The 18,394-nt window shown below is 39.0% G+C and carries 16 protein-coding genes; all 16 read right to left on the bottom strand.

Annotation, left to right across the window (positions count from 1 at the left end):
* Positions 1 to 254 precede the first annotated feature (254 nt).
* The 16 genes from AC3WSO_RS03260 to AC3WSO_RS03185 all read right to left on the bottom strand — a co-directional run bounded on the left by AC3WSO_RS03260 (position 255) and on the right by AC3WSO_RS03185 (position 18,064).
* The gene (locus AC3WSO_RS03260; protein WP_492528680.1) at positions 255 to 815 is read right to left on the bottom strand and encodes a VanZ family protein; all 561 of its coding nucleotides are present in this window, start codon (positions 813 to 815) and stop codon (positions 255 to 257) included.
* Between the two features lie 516 nt (positions 816 to 1,331).
* The gene (locus AC3WSO_RS03255; protein WP_492528678.1) at positions 1,332 to 2,018 is read right to left on the bottom strand and encodes a DUF3600 domain-containing protein; all 687 of its coding nucleotides are present in this window, start codon (positions 2,016 to 2,018) and stop codon (positions 1,332 to 1,334) included.
* The gene (locus AC3WSO_RS03250; RefSeq protein ID WP_492528676.1) at positions 2,011 to 2,535 is read right to left on the bottom strand and encodes a sigma-70 family RNA polymerase sigma factor; all 525 of its coding nucleotides are present in this window, start codon (positions 2,533 to 2,535) and stop codon (positions 2,011 to 2,013) included. The genes AC3WSO_RS03255 and AC3WSO_RS03250 overlap by 8 nt, the downstream gene beginning before the upstream one ends.
* A 373-nt stretch (positions 2,536 to 2,908) precedes the next feature.
* Complete coding sequence (locus AC3WSO_RS03245) at positions 2,909 to 4,447, bottom strand: acyl-CoA carboxylase subunit beta (RefSeq protein WP_492528674.1); 1,539 nt, start codon at positions 4,445 to 4,447, stop codon at positions 2,909 to 2,911.
* Between the two features lie 495 nt (positions 4,448 to 4,942).
* Complete coding sequence (locus AC3WSO_RS03240; protein ID WP_492528672.1) at positions 4,943 to 5,725, bottom strand: enoyl-CoA hydratase; 783 nt, start codon at positions 5,723 to 5,725, stop codon at positions 4,943 to 4,945.
* The gene (locus AC3WSO_RS03235; RefSeq protein WP_492528670.1) at positions 5,722 to 6,639 is read right to left on the bottom strand and encodes a hydroxymethylglutaryl-CoA lyase; all 918 of its coding nucleotides are present in this window, start codon (positions 6,637 to 6,639) and stop codon (positions 5,722 to 5,724) included. Before AC3WSO_RS03235 ends, AC3WSO_RS03240 begins: the two co-directional genes overlap by 4 nt.
* Before the next feature lie 12 nt (positions 6,640 to 6,651).
* Positions 6,652 to 6,864: an acetyl-CoA carboxylase biotin carboxyl carrier protein subunit gene (locus tag AC3WSO_RS03230; RefSeq protein WP_004225532.1), complete on the bottom strand. Its 213-nt coding sequence runs from the start codon at positions 6,862 to 6,864 to the stop codon at positions 6,652 to 6,654.
* A gap of 199 nt (positions 6,865 to 7,063) precedes the next feature.
* On the bottom strand, positions 7,064 to 8,422 hold the full coding sequence (locus AC3WSO_RS03225) for an acetyl-CoA carboxylase biotin carboxylase subunit (protein ID WP_492528668.1): 1,359 nt from the start codon (positions 8,420 to 8,422) through the stop codon (positions 7,064 to 7,066).
* Between the two features lie 16 nt (positions 8,423 to 8,438).
* Positions 8,439 to 10,073, bottom strand: a complete 1,635-nt coding sequence (locus AC3WSO_RS03220; protein ID WP_492528666.1) for an AMP-binding protein — start codon at positions 10,071 to 10,073, stop codon at positions 8,439 to 8,441.
* 287 nt (positions 10,074 to 10,360) lie between these two features.
* Entirely contained in the window at positions 10,361 to 11,503 is a 1,143-nt protein-coding gene (locus AC3WSO_RS03215) for an acyl-CoA dehydrogenase (RefSeq protein WP_079559297.1), read from the bottom strand.
* Positions 11,504 to 11,732: 229 nt separating this feature from the next.
* On the bottom strand, positions 11,733 to 12,380 hold the full coding sequence (locus AC3WSO_RS03210) for a TetR/AcrR family transcriptional regulator (protein ID WP_492534227.1): 648 nt from the start codon (positions 12,378 to 12,380) through the stop codon (positions 11,733 to 11,735).
* Positions 12,381 to 12,866: 486 nt separating this feature from the next.
* Positions 12,867 to 13,919 (bottom strand): YkvI family membrane protein, encoded by a 1,053-nt coding sequence (locus AC3WSO_RS03205; protein ID WP_492528664.1) that lies wholly within the window; start codon positions 13,917 to 13,919, stop codon positions 12,867 to 12,869.
* 191 nt (positions 13,920 to 14,110) lie between these two features.
* A complete protein-coding gene (menC, locus tag AC3WSO_RS03200) occupies positions 14,111 to 15,217 on the bottom strand; it encodes an o-succinylbenzoate synthase (protein ID WP_492528662.1) in 1,107 nt (368 codons plus the stop codon).
* The gene (locus AC3WSO_RS03195; protein WP_492528660.1) at positions 15,192 to 16,031 is read right to left on the bottom strand and encodes a GNAT family N-acetyltransferase; all 840 of its coding nucleotides are present in this window, start codon (positions 16,029 to 16,031) and stop codon (positions 15,192 to 15,194) included. The genes menC and AC3WSO_RS03195 overlap by 26 nt, the downstream gene beginning before the upstream one ends.
* Positions 16,032 to 16,076: 45 nt before the next feature.
* Positions 16,077 to 17,192: a M20 peptidase aminoacylase family protein gene (locus tag AC3WSO_RS03190; protein WP_492528658.1), complete on the bottom strand. Its 1,116-nt coding sequence runs from the start codon at positions 17,190 to 17,192 to the stop codon at positions 16,077 to 16,079.
* A gap of 5 nt (positions 17,193 to 17,197) precedes the next feature.
* A complete protein-coding gene (locus AC3WSO_RS03185) occupies positions 17,198 to 18,064 on the bottom strand; it encodes a MurR/RpiR family transcriptional regulator (protein ID WP_492534225.1) in 867 nt (288 codons plus the stop codon).
* Positions 18,065 to 18,394 lie beyond the last annotated feature (330 nt).

Here is an 18,394-nt window from a genome sequence, read left to right as displayed (position 1 = left end):
ATAATTTCTTCTCTGAATAGTTTCTGTACCTTAATTATCGGAATTTTCTTTATAAAATTCAAGAGTAAATTAATACTAAGCTCCTAACGAAATAATCCACTTTCGATAAAATAGGTATAAAAGCCTATAGTTAAATTTGTTTTTTCGTTCATTTATTACAGCATTATATAATTTCAATAAAAATTATTACTGTTATTACTTTATAAATGGTGTTAATTCACCACTAAAAAACAGCCCTTTGGCAAGGACTGTTTCTATCTGTTTTTAGGTTTTATAAGTATACTTTTATAGGCTAGGTAGCCAAGCCATGCTCCTAGTGTATTTAAAATTAAATCATCAATATCTGCAGACCCTACCGTAAAAATAAACTGGACAGTTTCTACCGCTAGGCTTGAGAAAAATCCTATACAAGTAACGATCCAAGCTTTGCGACACTTTTTTGATAATAGTGGTAGTAAAAAGCCCATTGGGGTAAATATTAATAAATTGCCGAGTAAATTAATAATAATGATATCAACATTAAAATACTGAGCGTAATTTATATAGCGGAGAATTGTATCAAAGGGAATAAAATTTGTCGTTAATCGCCAGCTACTATAATCAAACAGCCCTAATTCACCAAGAGAGTATTCGCCATTGAATAACATAAAGACTACATTTACAAGACGATCAATGACTAGTTTATAAAAAGCTATTACTGAATAAATACAAAAAAAGATCCACCCTGCTATCTTTATCGGTAAATAATATGTATCTATTAATGAACGATAAGGTAACGGTAGCTTGGCTCCACTATGTATACTATTTTTTGTCATGCCTATACCACCTACTTCCCTAAATCCTCACATAATTTTAATATTCCCCGCTTCCCTAAGCAAGTTGTAATAATAAGATGGATAAAGAGTTATAGCATACTATCGCAAATTGTGTAACCTTCATGTCTGTCTGGATTCGACTAGAAAAGAGAATTTAACATTTCAAAGCCCAAAATAAAAAACCTGCCTCAATTAACTTAACGGCTTCGGTTGAGAAGTACAAAATGGTAAGTAACGTAAAGAACAACAACTGAATACGCAAAAAAAATGCAATAAGAATAATAAAAAAAGAGCGGATATCGCTCCTTTTTCAATTAACCCCATTTAAATAACATACACACACAAAGGCGGTTTTTGGATAAATTCCAAAATGGAATCGTCACAATTTAAGATTATTTCAACAGGCAATTTGAAAGTTTTCAGAATTACTTAGGTAAATCATCATCTTCATAGCAAGTAAAGCAAAATGAAATTACCTTGGTATGTTTTATTACCCAGCTGTCTTCAATCTATCATTCAATTTCCAACTTGTTTTTCATTTACATAGTTTAAGTATTCTTGAGCTTTAATGAATTTCTCTTGTGACTCTGCAGGAATTGAAGTGACATCCAGTGCACCTGATACCCCTAATTGTGCCCTAATCGTTTCATTGTCTAATAAGGCTTGAATGTATTGTTCATACTCTTCAGAAGTTAAAATCTCTTTGCTTGATGGTAGTCCGTTTAATTTATCAAAGAATGGTTGAATTTCGGACAATGCTACTTTAATTTCTTCTAATTGTTCTGCAGGGAGATGAGAATAATCTATGTTTCCATTTTTATCGCCATATTCAATTTTTACGCTTGTAAATACACTTAATAAATTTTTAAATTGTTTAAACTCTTCTTTTCCTAGGTCGCCTTTCGCTTGATCTATTTTTGCATTAAATAATAAATAACTTTCCATCGTGACATTTATCGCATGTTTTTTTAAATTATCAAATGAACCATATAAATCATCGGCAAGTAATGCTTGATAAGCAAATGCACCTGTTGGAATCATTAAACAAGCAGAAATAACAGCTATTGCCAATCGTTTTTTTACAAAACGATTCAGTTTGCCCCCCATTTCAGACTTTGCTTTATTAATTCCCAACTTACTTCTATCATGAATTTCTACGGGTATTTCTATTTTTGATAGCTCTTGCTTAAGGTGATTATCCATAGTTACCTACCTCCTTTAAATTTTGACGAAGCTTGCCCAAAGCACGGTATAGGACAGATTTTAAGGTTCCTAGTGGGATGTCTAATATCTCTGAAATTTCCTTTAATGTACGATCATCGTAATATTTTAGTAAAATGACACTCTTTTCATCCTCTTTTAAAGTATCAATCAGTTCGTGTAAAGATACAGTAAGTGCAATATCTTCATCTTCTGACCCAATAAGCACTTCAAAGTTTGAATTTAGCGGAATTACCTTTTTATTTTTATTGATTAAGTTCAATGCACAATTAATCGTAATTTTCATGAGCCAAGTCTTAAAATACTCTGTTTTTTTCAATGTACTGATTTTCTTAAATGATTGATAGGCCACTTCTTGAACGAGATCTAATGCATCTTCTTTATTTTTTACATAGACATAAGCCATTCTATAAATATCCGTTTCGTACTGTTGGAAAAGCATTAAATAGGCTTTATCATCACCTTTTTGTGCCTTCTTTACTAAACGTTCGAGTTTCACCTTAATCCCTCCTTTCGTTTTGGTTTTCATCTATTAGACAAGAGGCAGCGTGATTTGGCTTAAATTTTTTAATTTTTTAATTTTTTAAATTAATTTTATGTAATATGTTTGGGAAAAGTTTAATGAATGAACATTTTATCAAAATAATACATAACTAAAATGGATAGTTTCAAATACTGTTTACTGAACAGCAGCCTCTTGCTAATAGGTTTGCAAATTATGCTGTTAATTTATCTACTAAAGCCGTAAGAACCCTTATATATCAATAAATAAAAGAAGTCCAATTCATATGCGAATCGAACTTCTTTTAATAGTTCCATTTAGTTTTTTGTACTCATCTACCGAACCCGTTACAATAAGAGCTTTTTTTCATTTATACTGGATTTACTCCATGTTTACGTTCCGAGAATAATAAATATTTTGACATGTAAAGCTCTAAGCGTGATTCAAGTGCTTTTCTTAAATCATTTGGCTCAATAACGTCATCTATGATCAGCTCTGAAGCTAGACGATAGACATCGATTTCCTCTTGGTATTCCTTGCGTTTCTCTGCGATAAAGCGTGCCTGATCCTCTTTTGGGAGTTCAGCAATTTTATTGGCATATACTGCGTTAACTGCGGCTTCAGGGCCCATTACAGCAATTTGTGCATTGGATAATGCAATACAGCAGTCTGGCTCAAAAGCAGGACCTGCCATTGCATACAGCCCTGCACCGTATGCCTTCCGAACAATGACCGTTAATTTAGGAACGGTTGCCTCGCTCATTGCAAAAATCATTTTCGCACCATGGCGTATTATTCCTGCTTTTTCAACCTGCGTACCAATCATAAAGCCTGGTACATCGGCAAGGAAAAGAAGCGGAATATTAAACGCATCACAAAGTGAAATGAACTTTGCAGCTTTATCAGCTGAATCGTGGAACAAAACGCCCCCCTTTACGCGCGGTTGATTGGCGATAATTCCAACAGATTGCCCATTAATGCGCCCTAGCCCTGTAATTAATTCAGGAGCGAATAATTTTTTCACTTCACAAAACGAATCTTCATCAATAATGCGTTCAATTAGCTTATACATATCAAAAGGAACGTTTTGATTTTTCGGTATTAGCTCATCAATCGATTTTTCAAATGAAGCTGGTGGTTTTGGAGCTTCTACCTTACTACGCTCTGCATAGTTATTCGGGAAATAGCTCAAGTATTTACGAGCATAGGAAATAGCTTCCTGTTCCGATTTAGCAAGCACATCTCCACAACCAGAAACAGAACAGTGCATTTTTGCTCCACCCATCGTTTCCAAATCTACCTTCTCGCCTATAACCATTTCCGCCATACGAGGAGACCCTAAATACATCGATGCGTTGCCCTCTACCATGACGACGATATCGCAAAATGCAGGGATATAGGCACCGCCTGCCGCAGAAGGGCCAAACAGTAAGCATATTTGAGGAATTTTACCTGAAAGCTTTACCTGATTATAGAAAATGCGTCCTGCTCCTCTGCGACCCGGAAACATTTCTAATTGGTCAGTAATACGTGCACCTGCTGAATCGACTAGATACAGTAATGGGCAATTTAGCTTTTCAGCTGTTTCTTGAATACGAATCATTTTTTCTACTGTACGTTTACCCCAAGAGCCAGCTTTAATCGTCGAATCATTTGCTAAAACACAAACAGTACGACCATGGATTTTACCGATTCCTGTGATAACGCCATCTGCTGGTAGGTCTCCTGCTAAGCAGTTCGCATACAAGCCATCTTCTGATTGAAGCCCATCATCTAATAATAATTCGAGTCGTTCACGTACAAATAGCTTTCCTTGTTGTGCATTTTTATCGTGATATTTTGGCAGGCCACCTGCTAAAATTTGTTCCTTCATTGTTTTCGTCTTATTTTCTGTCGGTACATTGCTCATAGTTATTTCCTCCTTTTGCCCAATCGGTTACGTCTTAGCATAAATAATTAATAATATACCTAGATTTTGGTTCGTCATCATAATGTGGAGGCTGGGCGCTTTGTTGCTGCCGCTTCGCTTTCGCATAGAAAACATCCGATGTGCTGCAGGGTCTCGGGCCAACACGATGTTGGCCACGAAGGCGTTATCACAGGATGTGATGCTTTTAGCCTTCGTTCCTCTATCGCTGATCCCCAAGAGTCGCCCAGTCGTAACGAAGATCAACCTATATGCTTTGCATATGTTTTAACAAAAAGTCACTCTAAACTTCTGATGATGGACCAAAATCTATTAGAGATTCAACCCCCATGTCATCACCTTATCGCGGGGTTGCTTTCCATTACGACTAAGCGCTTCTTTGGAGAGCCCAAAGGAGTCACCTAGCCTCACTTTTTGATGATATGCCAATATTTTGATATCCTACTTTAAAACCTTTCAAAATTAATTATCAGGTCGTTATTTCCCTACATATTGCGGTGTTCTCTTTTCCTGGAAAGCAAGTAAGCCTTCTGATCGATCTTCTGTAGGAATCAGAGCATTATATGCAAGTGATTCGATTTTTAAACCAGTAGCTAAATCGACTTCAACACCTTGATTCATGGCGATTTTCGCCTGTACTAAAGAAAGTGGAGCATTTTTTGCCATTTCAAGTGCAAGCTGCTGTGCCTTTTCAAGTACTTCATGTCCCTCATGAACATACTCTACAATGCCGTAACTTCTTGCTTCCTCTGCATTTAATCGACGCGCTGTATAAATTAATTCCTTCGCTTTTCCAATGCCAATTAGTCGTGGAAGGCGTTGTGTACCTCCTGCCCCCGGGATGATGCCGAGAGATGTTTCCGTAAGGCCTATCTTGGCATGGGCAGCTGCTAGGCGTAAGTCACAGGCTAACGCTAGCTCGAGTCCGCCACCAAAAGCAGCGCCATTTAATACGGCAATAACTGGTTGGGCAAGTGATTCTACTTTTGCCACTGTTGCTCCGATTAATTGCACTATCTGCTTTACTTGTCTGTCTGGCATCCCTTTACGCTCTTTTAAATCTGCTCCTGCGCAAAAGGCTTTTTCCCCCACTCCTGTTAGTAGGACGACTCGCACTGCCGGATCACCATTTATGTTGTCGAGTGTCGTGCTAAGTTCTTGGAGCAATTGTACAGACATCGCATTTGCAGCTTCCGGTCTTGAAAGGGTAATAAGCCCAATGCAATTATCTAATACTTCAAAACGAACGAGTTGCGTCATATTTGACTCGTACTCCTTTCATTACGGGCAATCGTCATTTGTTTAGAGGCAACGGCCTTTCCTAGTTTCTGTTCAATAAACAGTGCAGCCTCTAGCACTTTATTCAGTTCTACACCCGTTTTAATCCCCATCACATCTAATAAATACACTAAATCTTCCGTAGCCACATTACCTGATGCTCCTTTGGCATATGGACAGCCCCCAAGTCCACCAAATGCACTATCAAACTTCGTAATGCCCATTTCTAAAGATTTAACGATATTTGCTAGCGCTGTGCCACGTGTATCATGAAAATGCATCGCAAAATTTTCTACAGGGTATCTTTTTAATAATTCTTCTAAAAGACTTTCCACCTGTGTCGGTACACCAACACCAATCGTGTCACCAAGAGAAATTTCATCGACGCCCATTTCCAGTAATTTTTCTGTTACTCGCAAAACTTTTTCTGGTTGTATGTAACCTTCATACGGGCACCCAATCACCGTTGAGATATAGCCCCGTACGTTTTTATGCGCTGCCTTTGCGCCGTCCACAACTTCCTGTAATATCGGAAATGTTTCATCGATTGATTTATTAATATTACTTTGGTTATGGCTCTCACTTGCCGACATAAAAACGTTCACTTCGTCTACTTCAGCTTGCAATGCACGTTCTAAGCCACGCATGTTCGGTACTAGTGCCGCATACGTGATATCTTTTTGGCGTTTAATAGCTTGAAGAACCTCCACTGCATCAGCCAGCTGTGGAATCCACTTCGGATGCACAAAAGACGTTACCTCGATATAATTCAATCCAGTTTGACTAAGTAAATTTACTAGCTGTACTTTATCGGCAGTTGCAATATGCGTTTTCTCATTTTGCAAGCCGTCACGAGGACCAACTTCCTTTAACGTTACATGCTTTGGTAGATGCATAAAGAAGCCTCCTTATTCGATTTCTAAAATATCGTCATCTACGTTAATGAAATCCCCTTCATTCGCAATGATTTTTGTAACTACGCCATCTTCTTCTGCTGCAATAGGAATCTCCATTTTCATCGACTCTAAAATTGCAACATCTTGTCCTGCAGTCACTTTCTCGCCCTCTGTTACAACGATTTTCCATACTGTTCCTGCCATGCTCGCTTTAACTGTTGCCATTGTAAACCCCTCCAAATGTATGAATAACGCATCCGCACTCATTGTTTAAGTGCGAATGCTTTTATCAATTTCGCCTTGGCGTAATTGCGTCCGGATTTTGAATTGTGCACGCACAATTCATTCCTTTTAAAATCCGTGACATCCGCCTGAGGCCTTTATCTTCATTCAGCAGGAATCCGCTGAATGAGGATAAATGTTCTTACTTCGTCTCTGCTAATTGAGGTAAATAATACTCATCCACAAATTTAGTTGTTGTATAGCCCTTTAAAAATTGTTCATGTGTCACTGTTTTCAACAACATCGGAATATTTGTTTGAATACCTTCTACTTTATACGCGTTAAGTGCCTCAATCAGTCTTTCACACGCAATTGCCCGTGTTTCTCCCCACACGACTAATTTGCTAATCATTGGGTCGTAAAAAGGTGTTACCACAGTGCCAGCCTCTACGCCGCATTCATGGCGGATACCTTCACCTGTAGGCAATTCAAATGCCGTAATAGTGCCTGGAGAAGGGAAAAAGGTTGACGGATTTTCGGCGTAAATACGTACTTCAATCGCATGCCCTTTTCTTTGTATACTATCGCGGGTAAATGCTAGCGGTTGTTTTGCCGCAATTTTTAATTGCTCCTCCACAAGATCTAGCTTTGTAATTTCCTCCGTCACTGGATGTTCCACTTGTAGGCGTGTATTCATCTCTAAGAAATAAAAGTTTTGCTCCGCATCTACTAAATACTCAATCGTACCAGCATTCACATAGCCAATATGCTGAACTGCCTTAACTGACGCATCTAGCATTCTTTTTCTTGTTTCCTCAGAAATGAATGGAGATGGCGCTTCCTCCACTACTTTTTGATTTCTACGTTGAATCGAACACTCACGTTCAAATAGTGGTACGACATTGCCTTCATGGTCTGCAATAATTTGTACCTCGACGTGATGAGGATCCGCAATAAATCGTTCCATATACATCGTGCCATCACCAAAGAATGACTGTGCACGCTTTTGATTCCCCTCAAAGGCTTTTGCTAATTGCTCGGCATTTTCAACGAGCTGCATGCCGATGCCCCCACCGCCAGCAGAGGCTTTTAACATAATCGGATAGCCTAGACGGGTAGCAATTTCAATAGCTTCCTCGACATCTTTCACCGGCGTCTCTACACCATCAACAATCGGTACACCGGCAGCTTTCATTGTTTTCCGAGCTTCTAATTTACTACCCATCGAAGCAATTACGTCCGCGCTCGGCCCAATAAATAAGAGGCCCGCTTCTGTACAACGTTTAGCAAACTCAGCGTTTTCTGATAACAAGCCATAGCCAGGATGAATTGCTTCAGCGCCGCTTTCCTTCGCTACTTCAAGAATACGATCAATATTTAAATAGCTTTGGGCAACAGGTGGCTTTCCAAGGCAGAACGCCTCATCAGCATCCTTCACATGTAAGCTTTCAGCGTCTGCCTCAGAATACACCGCAACTGTTTGAACATTTAGTCGTTTGCATGTTCTAATAACACGTCTAGCTATTTCTCCACGATTGGCAATTAACACCTTCTTAAACATAAGACTAACCCCCTTCTTACTTCACTGTTGGAACAAAATTTTCTCGTAATTTAAACTTTTGCACTTTTCCAGATGCAGTCATCGGATAGTCCTCGATAAAGAAAATATGTCGTGGTATTTTATGTCTAGAGATTTTATCCCGACAATAATCTCGAATCTCTTCCTCTGTTGCCTGCTCTCCTTCTCGCAAAATAATCCAAGCTGCCGCTTCCTCTCCATAAACAGGATCGGGAACACCTGCAACCTGTACATCTGCAATTTTGGTGTGTGTGTAAAGGAATTCTTCTATTTCTCGAGGAGATATATTTTCACCGCCACGAATAATCATATCTTTTAAACGCCCTGTTACACGTACATAGCCCGCCTCATCCATCGTTGCCAAATCCCCAGTATGCAGCCAGTTATCCTCATCTATTGCAAGAAGCGTTTCTTCTAGGTTATTATAGTAACCTTTCATGACTTGGTAGCCTCTCGTACATAGCTCCCCTTGTTCATTCGGCGCAGCTTCTTCGTTCGTACCAGGAATGACAATTTTAACTTCTAGATTTGGCAGTGCGCGGCCAACTGTTTCAACCTTTAACAGTAGCGGGTCATCAGCTCTCGTTTGTGTAATAACAGGTGAGGCTTCTGTTTGCCCGTAACAAATCGTAATATCCTTCATGCCCATCTTGTCGATAACGGCTTTCATAACCTCGATCGGACAGTTAGAGCCAGCCATTACTCCAGTACGCAACGTTGATAGATCAAAAGACGAAAAATTCGGTAAATTAAGCTCACTAATGAACATCGTTGGTACGCCATGTAACGCGGTACACTTTTCTTTTTCAACCGTTTGTAACACCTCAGTAGGTGAAAATTCTTGTACTGGTACCATCGTCCCACCACTAGTAGTAATCGCTAATGTTCCAATTACACATCCAAAGCAATGGAAGAATGGGACAGGGATGCACAAGCGATCTTCGTAAGTTAAACGCATACATTCTGCAATATTAATCGCATTATTAACTAAGTTGTAATGCGTTAACAAAACACCTTTCGGAAAACCTGTTGTTCCTGAAGTATATTGAATATTAATAACATCATCATAATGAAGTGCTTGCTGTCTTTGATCTAATTGCTCCTCTGTTATTTGCTCTGCAGCAGATAACACATCCGACCAGTTTAACACTCCGGGATATTTTGTCTCGCCAATTAAAATAACATTTTTTAATAAAGGTAGTCGCTCTGATTGCAAATTACCTGGTTCACAATGTATAAGCTCTGGACATAACTCTTGCAGTGTATTTATAAAAGAATGGTCTCGATAATTTTCAATTAAAATAATCGTTTTTGCATCGGATTGCTTCAATAAATATTCCAACTCGCTTGAACGATAATTAGTGTTTACAGTGACGATTGGGGCTCCCATTTTACCTGTACCAAATTGCAGCTGCACCCATTCTGGAACATTAGTCGTCCAAACTGCAATATGCTCACCCTTCTCTATCCCAAGAGACATCAACCCTCTAGCGACTAAACGACTTTGCCGATTGAGCTCCTCATAAGTCATACGTAAATCCCTATCTGCATACACTAATGCTTCGCGTTGTGGGTATTGTTTAGATTGTTCATCTAGCAATTGACCAATAGTTTGATACACAAGTTCTGCCATGAAAATCCCCCTTATTTTTACGCTATTTAACTTCTTTCAGCATTCATCCCCCACCTCTATAGGTGTTGAGATGAATGCGGACTTAAGCTCTTTTCAGCGAATGTCCAAACACCCGCTGAAATAGAGGAACTCAGTCTAAGACCGCCACGTCCTGTGGCAACGACTGAGTGACCAACATCACGTTGGCCCAAAACCTCCGGCGGATGTCACGGAATCGGAAAGGAGTGCTTTGTGCCTGCACAAAGCCGATTCCGGATGCAATTATGCCGAGGCATAATTGATTATGACTAACAGCCAATTAGACGAGAAATAACGAGACGTTGAATTTCAGACGTTCCCTCGCCGATTTCCATTAACTTAATGTCACGCAAATGACGCTCTACGTCGTATTCTTTCATATACCCTGAACCACCGTGAATTTGAATTGCTTGATTACAAGTGCGGAAGCCCATTTCAGAGGCAAATAATTTTGCCATTGCCGCTTCCTTCCCGAATGGTTTCTTTTGATCTTTAAGCCATGCCGCCTTATGTACTAACGTACGTGCAAGCTCTATCTCCATTGCCATATCAGCTAATTTAAATTGTATTGCCTGAAGTTTTGATATAGGTGCACCAAATTGTTCACGTTCTTTAGCGTATTTTAATGCTTTCTCATAAGCTGCCTGTGCAATTCCTACTGATAATGCAGCAATAGAAATACGCCCACCGTCTAACGTATTTAAAAATTGGCTAAATCCTCGTTTTTCATCCCCTAAAAGATTAGCCCTTGGTACACGAACATTTTGCAAAATAATCTCACAAGTATTGGAACCACGTACGCCCATTTTGTCGTAATTGCAGTTGATCGTTACGCCAGGAGTGTTAGTTGGTACAATGATAGATGAAATAATTTTTTTACCATCTTCACGTTTACCTGTTACTGCTGTCACAATAATTTGGCGTGCAAAGCCCGCGTTTGTGATCCAGCATTTTTCACCATTAATGATGTAATCATCACCATCAATTACAGCTGTTGTAAGTGTTCCACCAGCATCTGAACCTGCATTTGGCTCTGTTAGACCAAACGAACCTAATGTTTCTCCCTTCGCTAACGGAACAAGCCATTCTTGCTTTTGCTCCTCTGTGCCGAAATTGTAAATAGGCGAAGCACCTAAGCTAACTGCGGCTGCATAGCTTAATCCTGTGCCGCCACATGCACGACCAATTTCTTCAACAGCAAGTGCATAGGAAACAGTATCTCCGCCTGAACCGCCGTACTCTTCAGGAAACGGGATCCCTAATAAGCCTAGCTCTGCCATCTTTTTAAAGCTCTCTATTCTCATCGTCGATGTCTCGTCAACCTCACGAGCATACGGTTTAATTTCTTTTTCAGCAAAGTCACGTACCATATCTCGAATCATCTCTTGCTCTTTCGTTAGTTCAAAGTTCATCCCCAGTCCCCCTAATGTTTAATTTGCCATAGCAGATTTCGTTCAGATGACAGCTGTAATAAATCAATTATGCCTCGACATAACTCCGTGACACTCGCCGGAGGCTTTGGGCCAACGTGATGCTGGTCATTCAGTCGTTCCCACAGAGCGGACTTAGACTGAGTTCCTTTATTTCAACGGGTGTTTAGATATCCATTGAAAGAAGCTAATACCGACTAGTCGGTTTGTTTTAAATATTAATAAAACCAGTCGTTGCTGGCTTCCCCTTGACCATAAATTGAACTGCTTCTTCCATTGCTTGTTCAGTGACAATCGCACGCAATATCATATCCATAAAGACTTCTGTAATTTCCTCCATTGTTAATGGACCTGATTGCTTAAACCATTTATATGTCCAGTTAATCATCCCCACAATAGCCATCGTTACAATAGTACAAGGTAGTTCTGTACGAAAATCCTTTGTTTCCTGGCCTTCCTCTATGACTTTTTGTAAAATATCCCGATATTGATCTCGTTTTTTATGAATGATTTCACTATATTCCTGTGCTAAGGAATGACTTTCCTCGTAAAAAACCGTAATATGCGCTTGATACATATCAAACACTTGTGTTAGTGTTTGCAGCATTGCACATAAACGTGTAATCGGTGTATCGTATTTGTCATATGCCTCCTGTGACTGTTTAATCACATACGAAATAAATACATCGTGAATTTCATACAGCAGTTCATCTTTCGATTTAAAATTATGATAAAATCCACCCTTCGATGCACCAATGTATTCAACAATGCGATCAACAGTTACATTGTGATAGCCATCTTGCTGAAATAGCACTACAGAAGCGTCAACAATGCGTTGTTTTAATGTTTTCTTTACCATAGGCATCTATCATCCTTCTTATAACTCTTTACTCCATCACTTCTTATAATTAGAAAAGCTTGTAGGGGGCATCGCTATAATGTGTGGTTGATTGCCGTTCCGACTGGGCAATTTCCTGGGAGCGTCCGATGAGCCGCTTCACTCGCTCCAAGGTCTTATCTGTGACGTTGATCCCCGGGGAGTCGCCCAGTCTCCACTTCAATCAACTTATGCATATGACATAAGTTTAATATAATGAAGACCCCTTATTTTTCCTAATTATAAAAACTATGACACCATTAATATAGCATTCTGAAAATTCAGTGTCTAGCATCTATATAGATTTTATTTGTTTTTTCGAGAATTTAATTTACATAAAGGAGAATTATGAAACTGCCACAATAAAAACCTACAATTACTGTATGCTTTCCACCTTGTTTTTATTACTAAAATTCAAAAAAATTCCCTAGTGCTGTACAAAAACACTAGAGAATCTACAAAACATAGTTATGAAGCTTTTGGTATTCTACGTAACCAAGAGATGATGATTGCAATAATTAATGCAAAACCTAGATAGCCCATTGATGAATAAACCTTTCCAACTAATGTCGTGAACCCTACTAAACTCGCAACAAAGCCTATTAAACCAATTACCACGATTCCTATTTTAAAATATTTATGGTCAGGCGCTATAAAACGTACAGTAAATGCGTAAAGCATCCCTACTGCCGTATTGTACATCATACCTAATAAAGCAATAGACATTAAGATCCCCACTACAGGATGAATTTGTTTGGCTAGCTCTAATGTTGGCATTGCTGTCCCACCAACTACGTCCATTTTAACGAATAAGGCAATATTAATAAGTATGATTAAAACTCCAAGCATAATACCACCAAGAAAACCGCCTAAACCAGCAATCTTGCGCTCTTTAACCGTTCCCCCCATAACAATCAGCATCGCTGTACCAGCAGCTATGTTATAAGATACATAGAGAAGTGCCCCTACTAGCCAATTGGAAGCCGCAGATGATTGCTCTTTCGCGAGCACATTCTGTTCTGCAATTGTTAAGTCCATTGTGAAAATAGAATAAATTAATATAATAAAAACGATCCCCATTAAATATGGCGTCACTAAAGCTATTATATTAATAATATTTTTTACATTTAATAACAGCGTTAAAATCGTAATGATTACCATGAAAATGCTGCCGATCATCGGGTTCATACCAAACATTTGCTCAAACGTTGACCCTGATCCCGCAAACATAACAACCGCCACACCAAATAAGAAGAACGTTATGACTATATCTAATAGTACGCCAACATAGCGCCCACCAATTTGATAGATTACCTCTTTATGAGAAGTCGTTTGTGAATCTGCTCCTAATTGTGCTAGACTCATCCCTAAAAAAGCAAAAGCGATTGTTGCGACAATTCCGCCTGTAATACCGTAAAGACCAAAACTCGTAAAGTATTGCATAATTTCTTGTCCTGATGCGAAGCCAGCACCAACGATTAATCCTACAAATGCGCCACCTATCTGCCAACTTTTTTTCATAGAACACCTGCTTTTCTATTTAAATCAATTATGCCTCGGCATAATTCCGTGACATCCGCTGGGGCTATAGGCCAACACATATCTTTTGCGTGAAAGCGTAGCGCCAACAACAGCACGATGTTGGTCAATCAGGCGTTTTCACTGGATGTTAAGTTCTTAGCCTGAGTTCCTCTATTTCAGCGGAAGTCACATTATTTATAAGTTTTCTGTGCTACTGTAAACAAGTCGACCGTCTCTCTATTTACTTCATAGCCGATACCCGCTTTTTGAGGAACTTTAATATAACCGTCCTTCACCACAACTTCTGGATTGATAATATCTTTTTCCCAATATCGGCTGGAGCCTGCTGTATCGCCAGGTAAAATAAAATTCGATAATGTAGTTAACGCCACATTATGTGCACGACCAATACCCGACTCCAGCATGCCTCCACACCAAACCGGAATGTCATTTGCCTCGCAATAATCATGTATTTTCTTAGCTTCTGTTAAGCCACCAACACGACCAATTTTTATGTTAATAATTTTAGTACTGCCCAACTCAACAGCTTTACGAGCATCCTCTAATGAATGGATACTTTCATCCAAGCAGATAGGCGTATCGATTAATTTTTGTAAAGCTGCGTGATAAATAATGTCATCTGACGCCAATGGCTGCTCAATCATTGTTAAATTAAAAGCATCTAGCTGTTTGAGCGTTTCAGCATCTGTGAGACGATAAGCTGAGTTCGCATCCGCCATAAACGCCACATCAGGGAACGTCTCACGTAATGTACGCATTACTTCTACATCCCAACCCGGTTTGATTTTAATTTTCATTCGTTTATAGCCTTCATTCACAAAACCATCTACTAACTCTACTAAGTCCTCGATCGATTTTTGAATACCGATACTGATCCCAACTTCAATATTGTCCTTTTTGCCACCAAGTGCAGCCGAGAGAGATTGATTCGTCTGTTGGGCGTAAATATCCCAAATAGCACCTTCTATCGTTGATTTCGCCATATTATTTTTACGAATCGGTTTAAATAGCTCATTGACCTCATCCGGATGCTGAAGCTTTTTATTTAAAATAAGAGGAATTAAGAAATCTTCTAGCATGTGCCAGTTCGTTTGTAATGTTTCCTCGTTGTACCAAGGAGAATGGAAGGCAACAGATTCTCCCCAACCGATTGTTCCTGATTCATCTTTAGCCTCTATAACTAAAAAATCCTTATCATCAAATGTGCCAAAGCTTGTTGTAAATGGTTCTTTTAATTTCATTTTTAAATGTCTAATGGTAAATTCCGTTATTTTCATATTGTTTTGCCCCTTTCAGTCCTAAAGTTTCTAATTTAACGAGAACATACTCGTTGTAGTTCTCTTGTTGTTGCAATTGAACAGCTGCATAACCCTGTGCAAATAATTGTTGTAATAAGCGTCTCGTTTTGATGCGCCAGTCCAATGCTAATGTCGGGTCTTGCAACTTCAATGCTTGAAAATCCTTTGGTACAGGAAGCGTATATAAATCGCCATTATATTTTAAATTTTCTGTTATTTCCAAACGTAGGAATCCTTGTTCATTTTGTACACAGCTAGCCACTGGTATGGCATTCTTTGCATCTATTGAAACGCTTTTATTGACGTAATCTGAGGCTATATACCAGCTCACCTCAAAACGATCGGAAGGTAACCCCTTATTTAAACCATCCTGCATTTCTCCATAGCAATTTTCTATATACGTATAACAAATACCATTTAATTTGGAGAGATTAAGATAACCATTACGTGTTTCCAGCGGATCAAAGGTCCATACCATTAAATCATAGCCCCGTTCTATAGCAATGGCTTGCTGGGCATATTTTAATTTTTCACCGATTCCTTGAGAGCGGTAATTTTTGTCTATCCCCAACATATGGGAGCACAAATAGCTTTTGCCCTCTCGAAACCCCGAAAAGCCATAGCTAAAGCCAACTAATTTTTCATCATCATAGGCACCCACAACGATCCCACCGTTTTTCACAGCGGTTAACGTTTGATGAATGGGAATGGAGGGCATGCCCCAAATGTTAAATTCCAATTGCTGAACTTGTTCCAGCTGTTCGATTGTCCTTATTTCCCTTATGTCTATCACCCTATCACTTCTTTCTATATCTAAATCCTATATGAACGGCTCGTTCTATAAAGCTCGTAAAATTGCTCTCGTAATAATGTTCACTCCTGTAATAAGCCGCTCTCGATTAAAGGTCATTTTCGGATGATGTAAGCCTGGTGTTACACCACAACCTAAGCCAAGCATTGTTGCTTTAAGATTCGAACGCTCATACGTATAAAAATGAAAATCCTCTCCTCCAGGAGTAACGACTGGTGGAGCACATGCGTTTTCCCCAACTACGTCAACAATTGCGGAATTCATATGCTGTAAGGCCTCATCATTCACTAATGCTGCAACGATATGTGCATCTACAGTTAAAGAAATTTTGGCTCCATACATCGCTTCAACCGATGCTTTTACACGTTCAACACCATCCGTGAGAGCCTCCATTACTTCATTTGTTTGTGCCCGTGCATCAATGCTAAATGTTGCTTTCCCAGGAATAATATTTGTAGAGGTTCCTCCTGCATTAAATTGCGTCACTTTGACTGACGAAGAGACATTAGGGTCTGTCCAGATTTTTTGTAAACCTTCAATAATTGCGGATCCTACCTCAATAGCATTAATGCCAAGTTCAGGTCGTGCGCCATGAGCCTCTTCTCCAATAATAGTCCCTGTAAAAAGCTTTGCCGCACCGTGGTACAAGGCCGGGGCGTACGTTCCGTCCCGTAATTCTTTCAACGGACGAACATGGACACCAAATAAGTATTCTAGATGATCAATAAGCCCCTTATCAACGAATGCTCGAGCACCTTGTGCCTTTTCTTCAGCAGGCTGAAAAAGAATACGTACTGCACCGGGAAGCAAATGCTCCATATCCTTCAACGCTAGTGCTGTCCCAATAGCCATCGTCATATGACCATCATGACCACAAGAATGATTCGCCTTAAATTCACCATCTACTTCCTGCCATAGTGCATCGATATCCGTACGAAATCCGACGCTCGGTGTTCCTTTCCCAATATCTACATACAGTCCGGTCATATCTTCGAATAACTGAGGCTCCATCTGTGCCTCCTTCAACAAATTGGCGATGTATTTCGTTGTCTGCTTTTCCTGCCAGCTAATTTCCGGATGCTCATGTAAATGTGTAAAAATCTCTGCCAATCTCGGCTGTAAGTTTGGTAATACTTGATTCATATTATTCAACTCCATCGATTTGCTAAAAAGCTATTTTGGAAATCATCATATTTTACGCGTTGATTTTCATAATAGTCGTGGTCCTGTGCAGTCATACCTGCAATTAATGTATTTAAAAATGAAATCAGTGCTGGCATTGCATCAATCGTAGACATTTCTTGTTGTTCATTTATAAAAGTAATCGTCGCATATTGTGTAATAGGTGCAATTTTAGAATCCGTAATGCCAATGATTTCACAATGCTTTTCTTGAATTTCAGCCGCAAATTGAATCGGCTCTTTAAAATAGCGATGGAACGATAAAATAATGACCACACTATCTTCATCAATTTCTTGTAATGCTCTAATGATTTCACTTGTATCAAAATCTAAAATCACGACGTTAGGACGTAGCATATTTAACGTAAAATACAACCATTGTGCCGCTAAATGGGACGAACCATTCCCAACAATATAAATTTTTTTCTTCGTATGCAGCAGGATGGAAGCACGATTAAAATCTTCTTCGTTAATATTCTTTGCAACGTTTAAAATGCTAGATGCATCCTTTCCCATCGTTTTTTCATAAAACCTCGGCGTTTCAAAAAGTGCCTGCTTTGATTGCAAATAATTTTGCAAGCTACTAGTATTTCCTTCATTGAATAAATGCATCGTAATCTCACGCTGCAACTCAGCATAACCCGATAATCCTATAGCGTAGCAAAAGCGGATAACCGTCGTTTCACTTACCCCTGCCCTATCCCCCACATATGCAGCTGAATGAATACCTGCAGTCTGCATATTTTTGAGAATAAAGACAGCTACCTTCTGCTGACTCTTTGAAAGCTCCTGGTATTTATGTTGAATGACTTGGTGAATTGTTTGATTATCCATCAAAGAAGTACGTCCTTTTTTATTTTATTTTTGAAGTTTTAACTTCATTCTGCATGATACATAGCCTAGCATAGTTTTTTTCGCAATTCAATATATTTTCTGAAAGTTCTGTTTATATCTTCTGGAATCAATGAAAAATGGCTGTTTTTTAAAAGATTGCTTCTTTTCAACCGATTGAGTGGATTTTTTCAATAGGACAGGAATAAATTTTAGTTACTTAATGGTTAATTTGTTTAACTTTCGTTCGTTTTGAACGTTTTAAAGTAAAGGAGCAGAAAGGTTATACTACTAGTTATTTGTTAATTGGTAAATATATGTTTGATGCCGGAA

The organism is Lysinibacillus sp. EB106-09-02-XG168 (genome assembly GCF_058791475.1).
The sequence above is the reverse complement of the archived record's forward strand: the minus strand, read 5'-3'. Positions and strand labels throughout refer to the sequence as shown.

What these genes read in the sequence shown, in the direction of transcription:
- AC3WSO_RS03260 (WP_492528680.1), bottom strand. Translation starts at nt 815, where the DNA reads ATGACAAAAAATAGTATACATAGTGGAGCCAAGCTACCGTTACCTTAT.
- AC3WSO_RS03255 (WP_492528678.1), bottom strand. Translation starts at nt 2,018, where the DNA reads ATGGATAATCACCTTAAGCAAGAGCTATCAAAAATAGAAATACCCGTA.
- AC3WSO_RS03245 (WP_492528674.1), bottom strand. Translation starts at nt 4,447, where the DNA reads ATGAGCAATGTACCGACAGAAAATAAGACGAAAACAATGAAGGAACAA.
- AC3WSO_RS03240 (WP_492528672.1), bottom strand. Translation starts at nt 5,725, where the DNA reads ATGACGCAACTCGTTCGTTTTGAAGTATTAGATAATTGCATTGGGCTT.
- AC3WSO_RS03235 (WP_492528670.1), bottom strand. Translation starts at nt 6,639, where the DNA reads ATGCATCTACCAAAGCATGTAACGTTAAAGGAAGTTGGTCCTCGTGAC.
- AC3WSO_RS03230 (WP_004225532.1), bottom strand. Translation starts at nt 6,864, where the DNA reads ATGGCAACAGTTAAAGCGAGCATGGCAGGAACAGTATGGAAAATCGTT.
- AC3WSO_RS03225 (WP_492528668.1), bottom strand. Translation starts at nt 8,422, where the DNA reads ATGTTTAAGAAGGTGTTAATTGCCAATCGTGGAGAAATAGCTAGACGT.
- AC3WSO_RS03220 (WP_492528666.1), bottom strand. Translation starts at nt 10,073, where the DNA reads ATGGCAGAACTTGTGTATCAAACTATTGGTCAATTGCTAGATGAACAA.
- AC3WSO_RS03215 (WP_079559297.1), bottom strand. Translation starts at nt 11,503, where the DNA reads ATGAACTTTGAACTAACGAAAGAGCAAGAGATGATTCGAGATATGGTA.
- AC3WSO_RS03210 (WP_492534227.1), bottom strand. Translation starts at nt 12,380, where the DNA reads ATGGTAAAGAAAACATTAAAACAACGCATTGTTGACGCTTCTGTAGTG.
- AC3WSO_RS03205 (WP_492528664.1), bottom strand. Translation starts at nt 13,919, where the DNA reads ATGAAAAAAAGTTGGCAGATAGGTGGCGCATTTGTAGGATTAATCGTT.
- menC (WP_492528662.1), bottom strand. Translation starts at nt 15,217, where the DNA reads ATGAAAATAACGGAATTTACCATTAGACATTTAAAAATGAAATTAAAA.
- AC3WSO_RS03190 (WP_492528658.1), bottom strand. Translation starts at nt 17,192, where the DNA reads ATGAATCAAGTATTACCAAACTTACAGCCGAGATTGGCAGAGATTTTT.
- AC3WSO_RS03185 (WP_492534225.1), bottom strand. Translation starts at nt 18,064, where the DNA reads ATGGATAATCAAACAATTCACCAAGTCATTCAACATAAATACCAGGAG.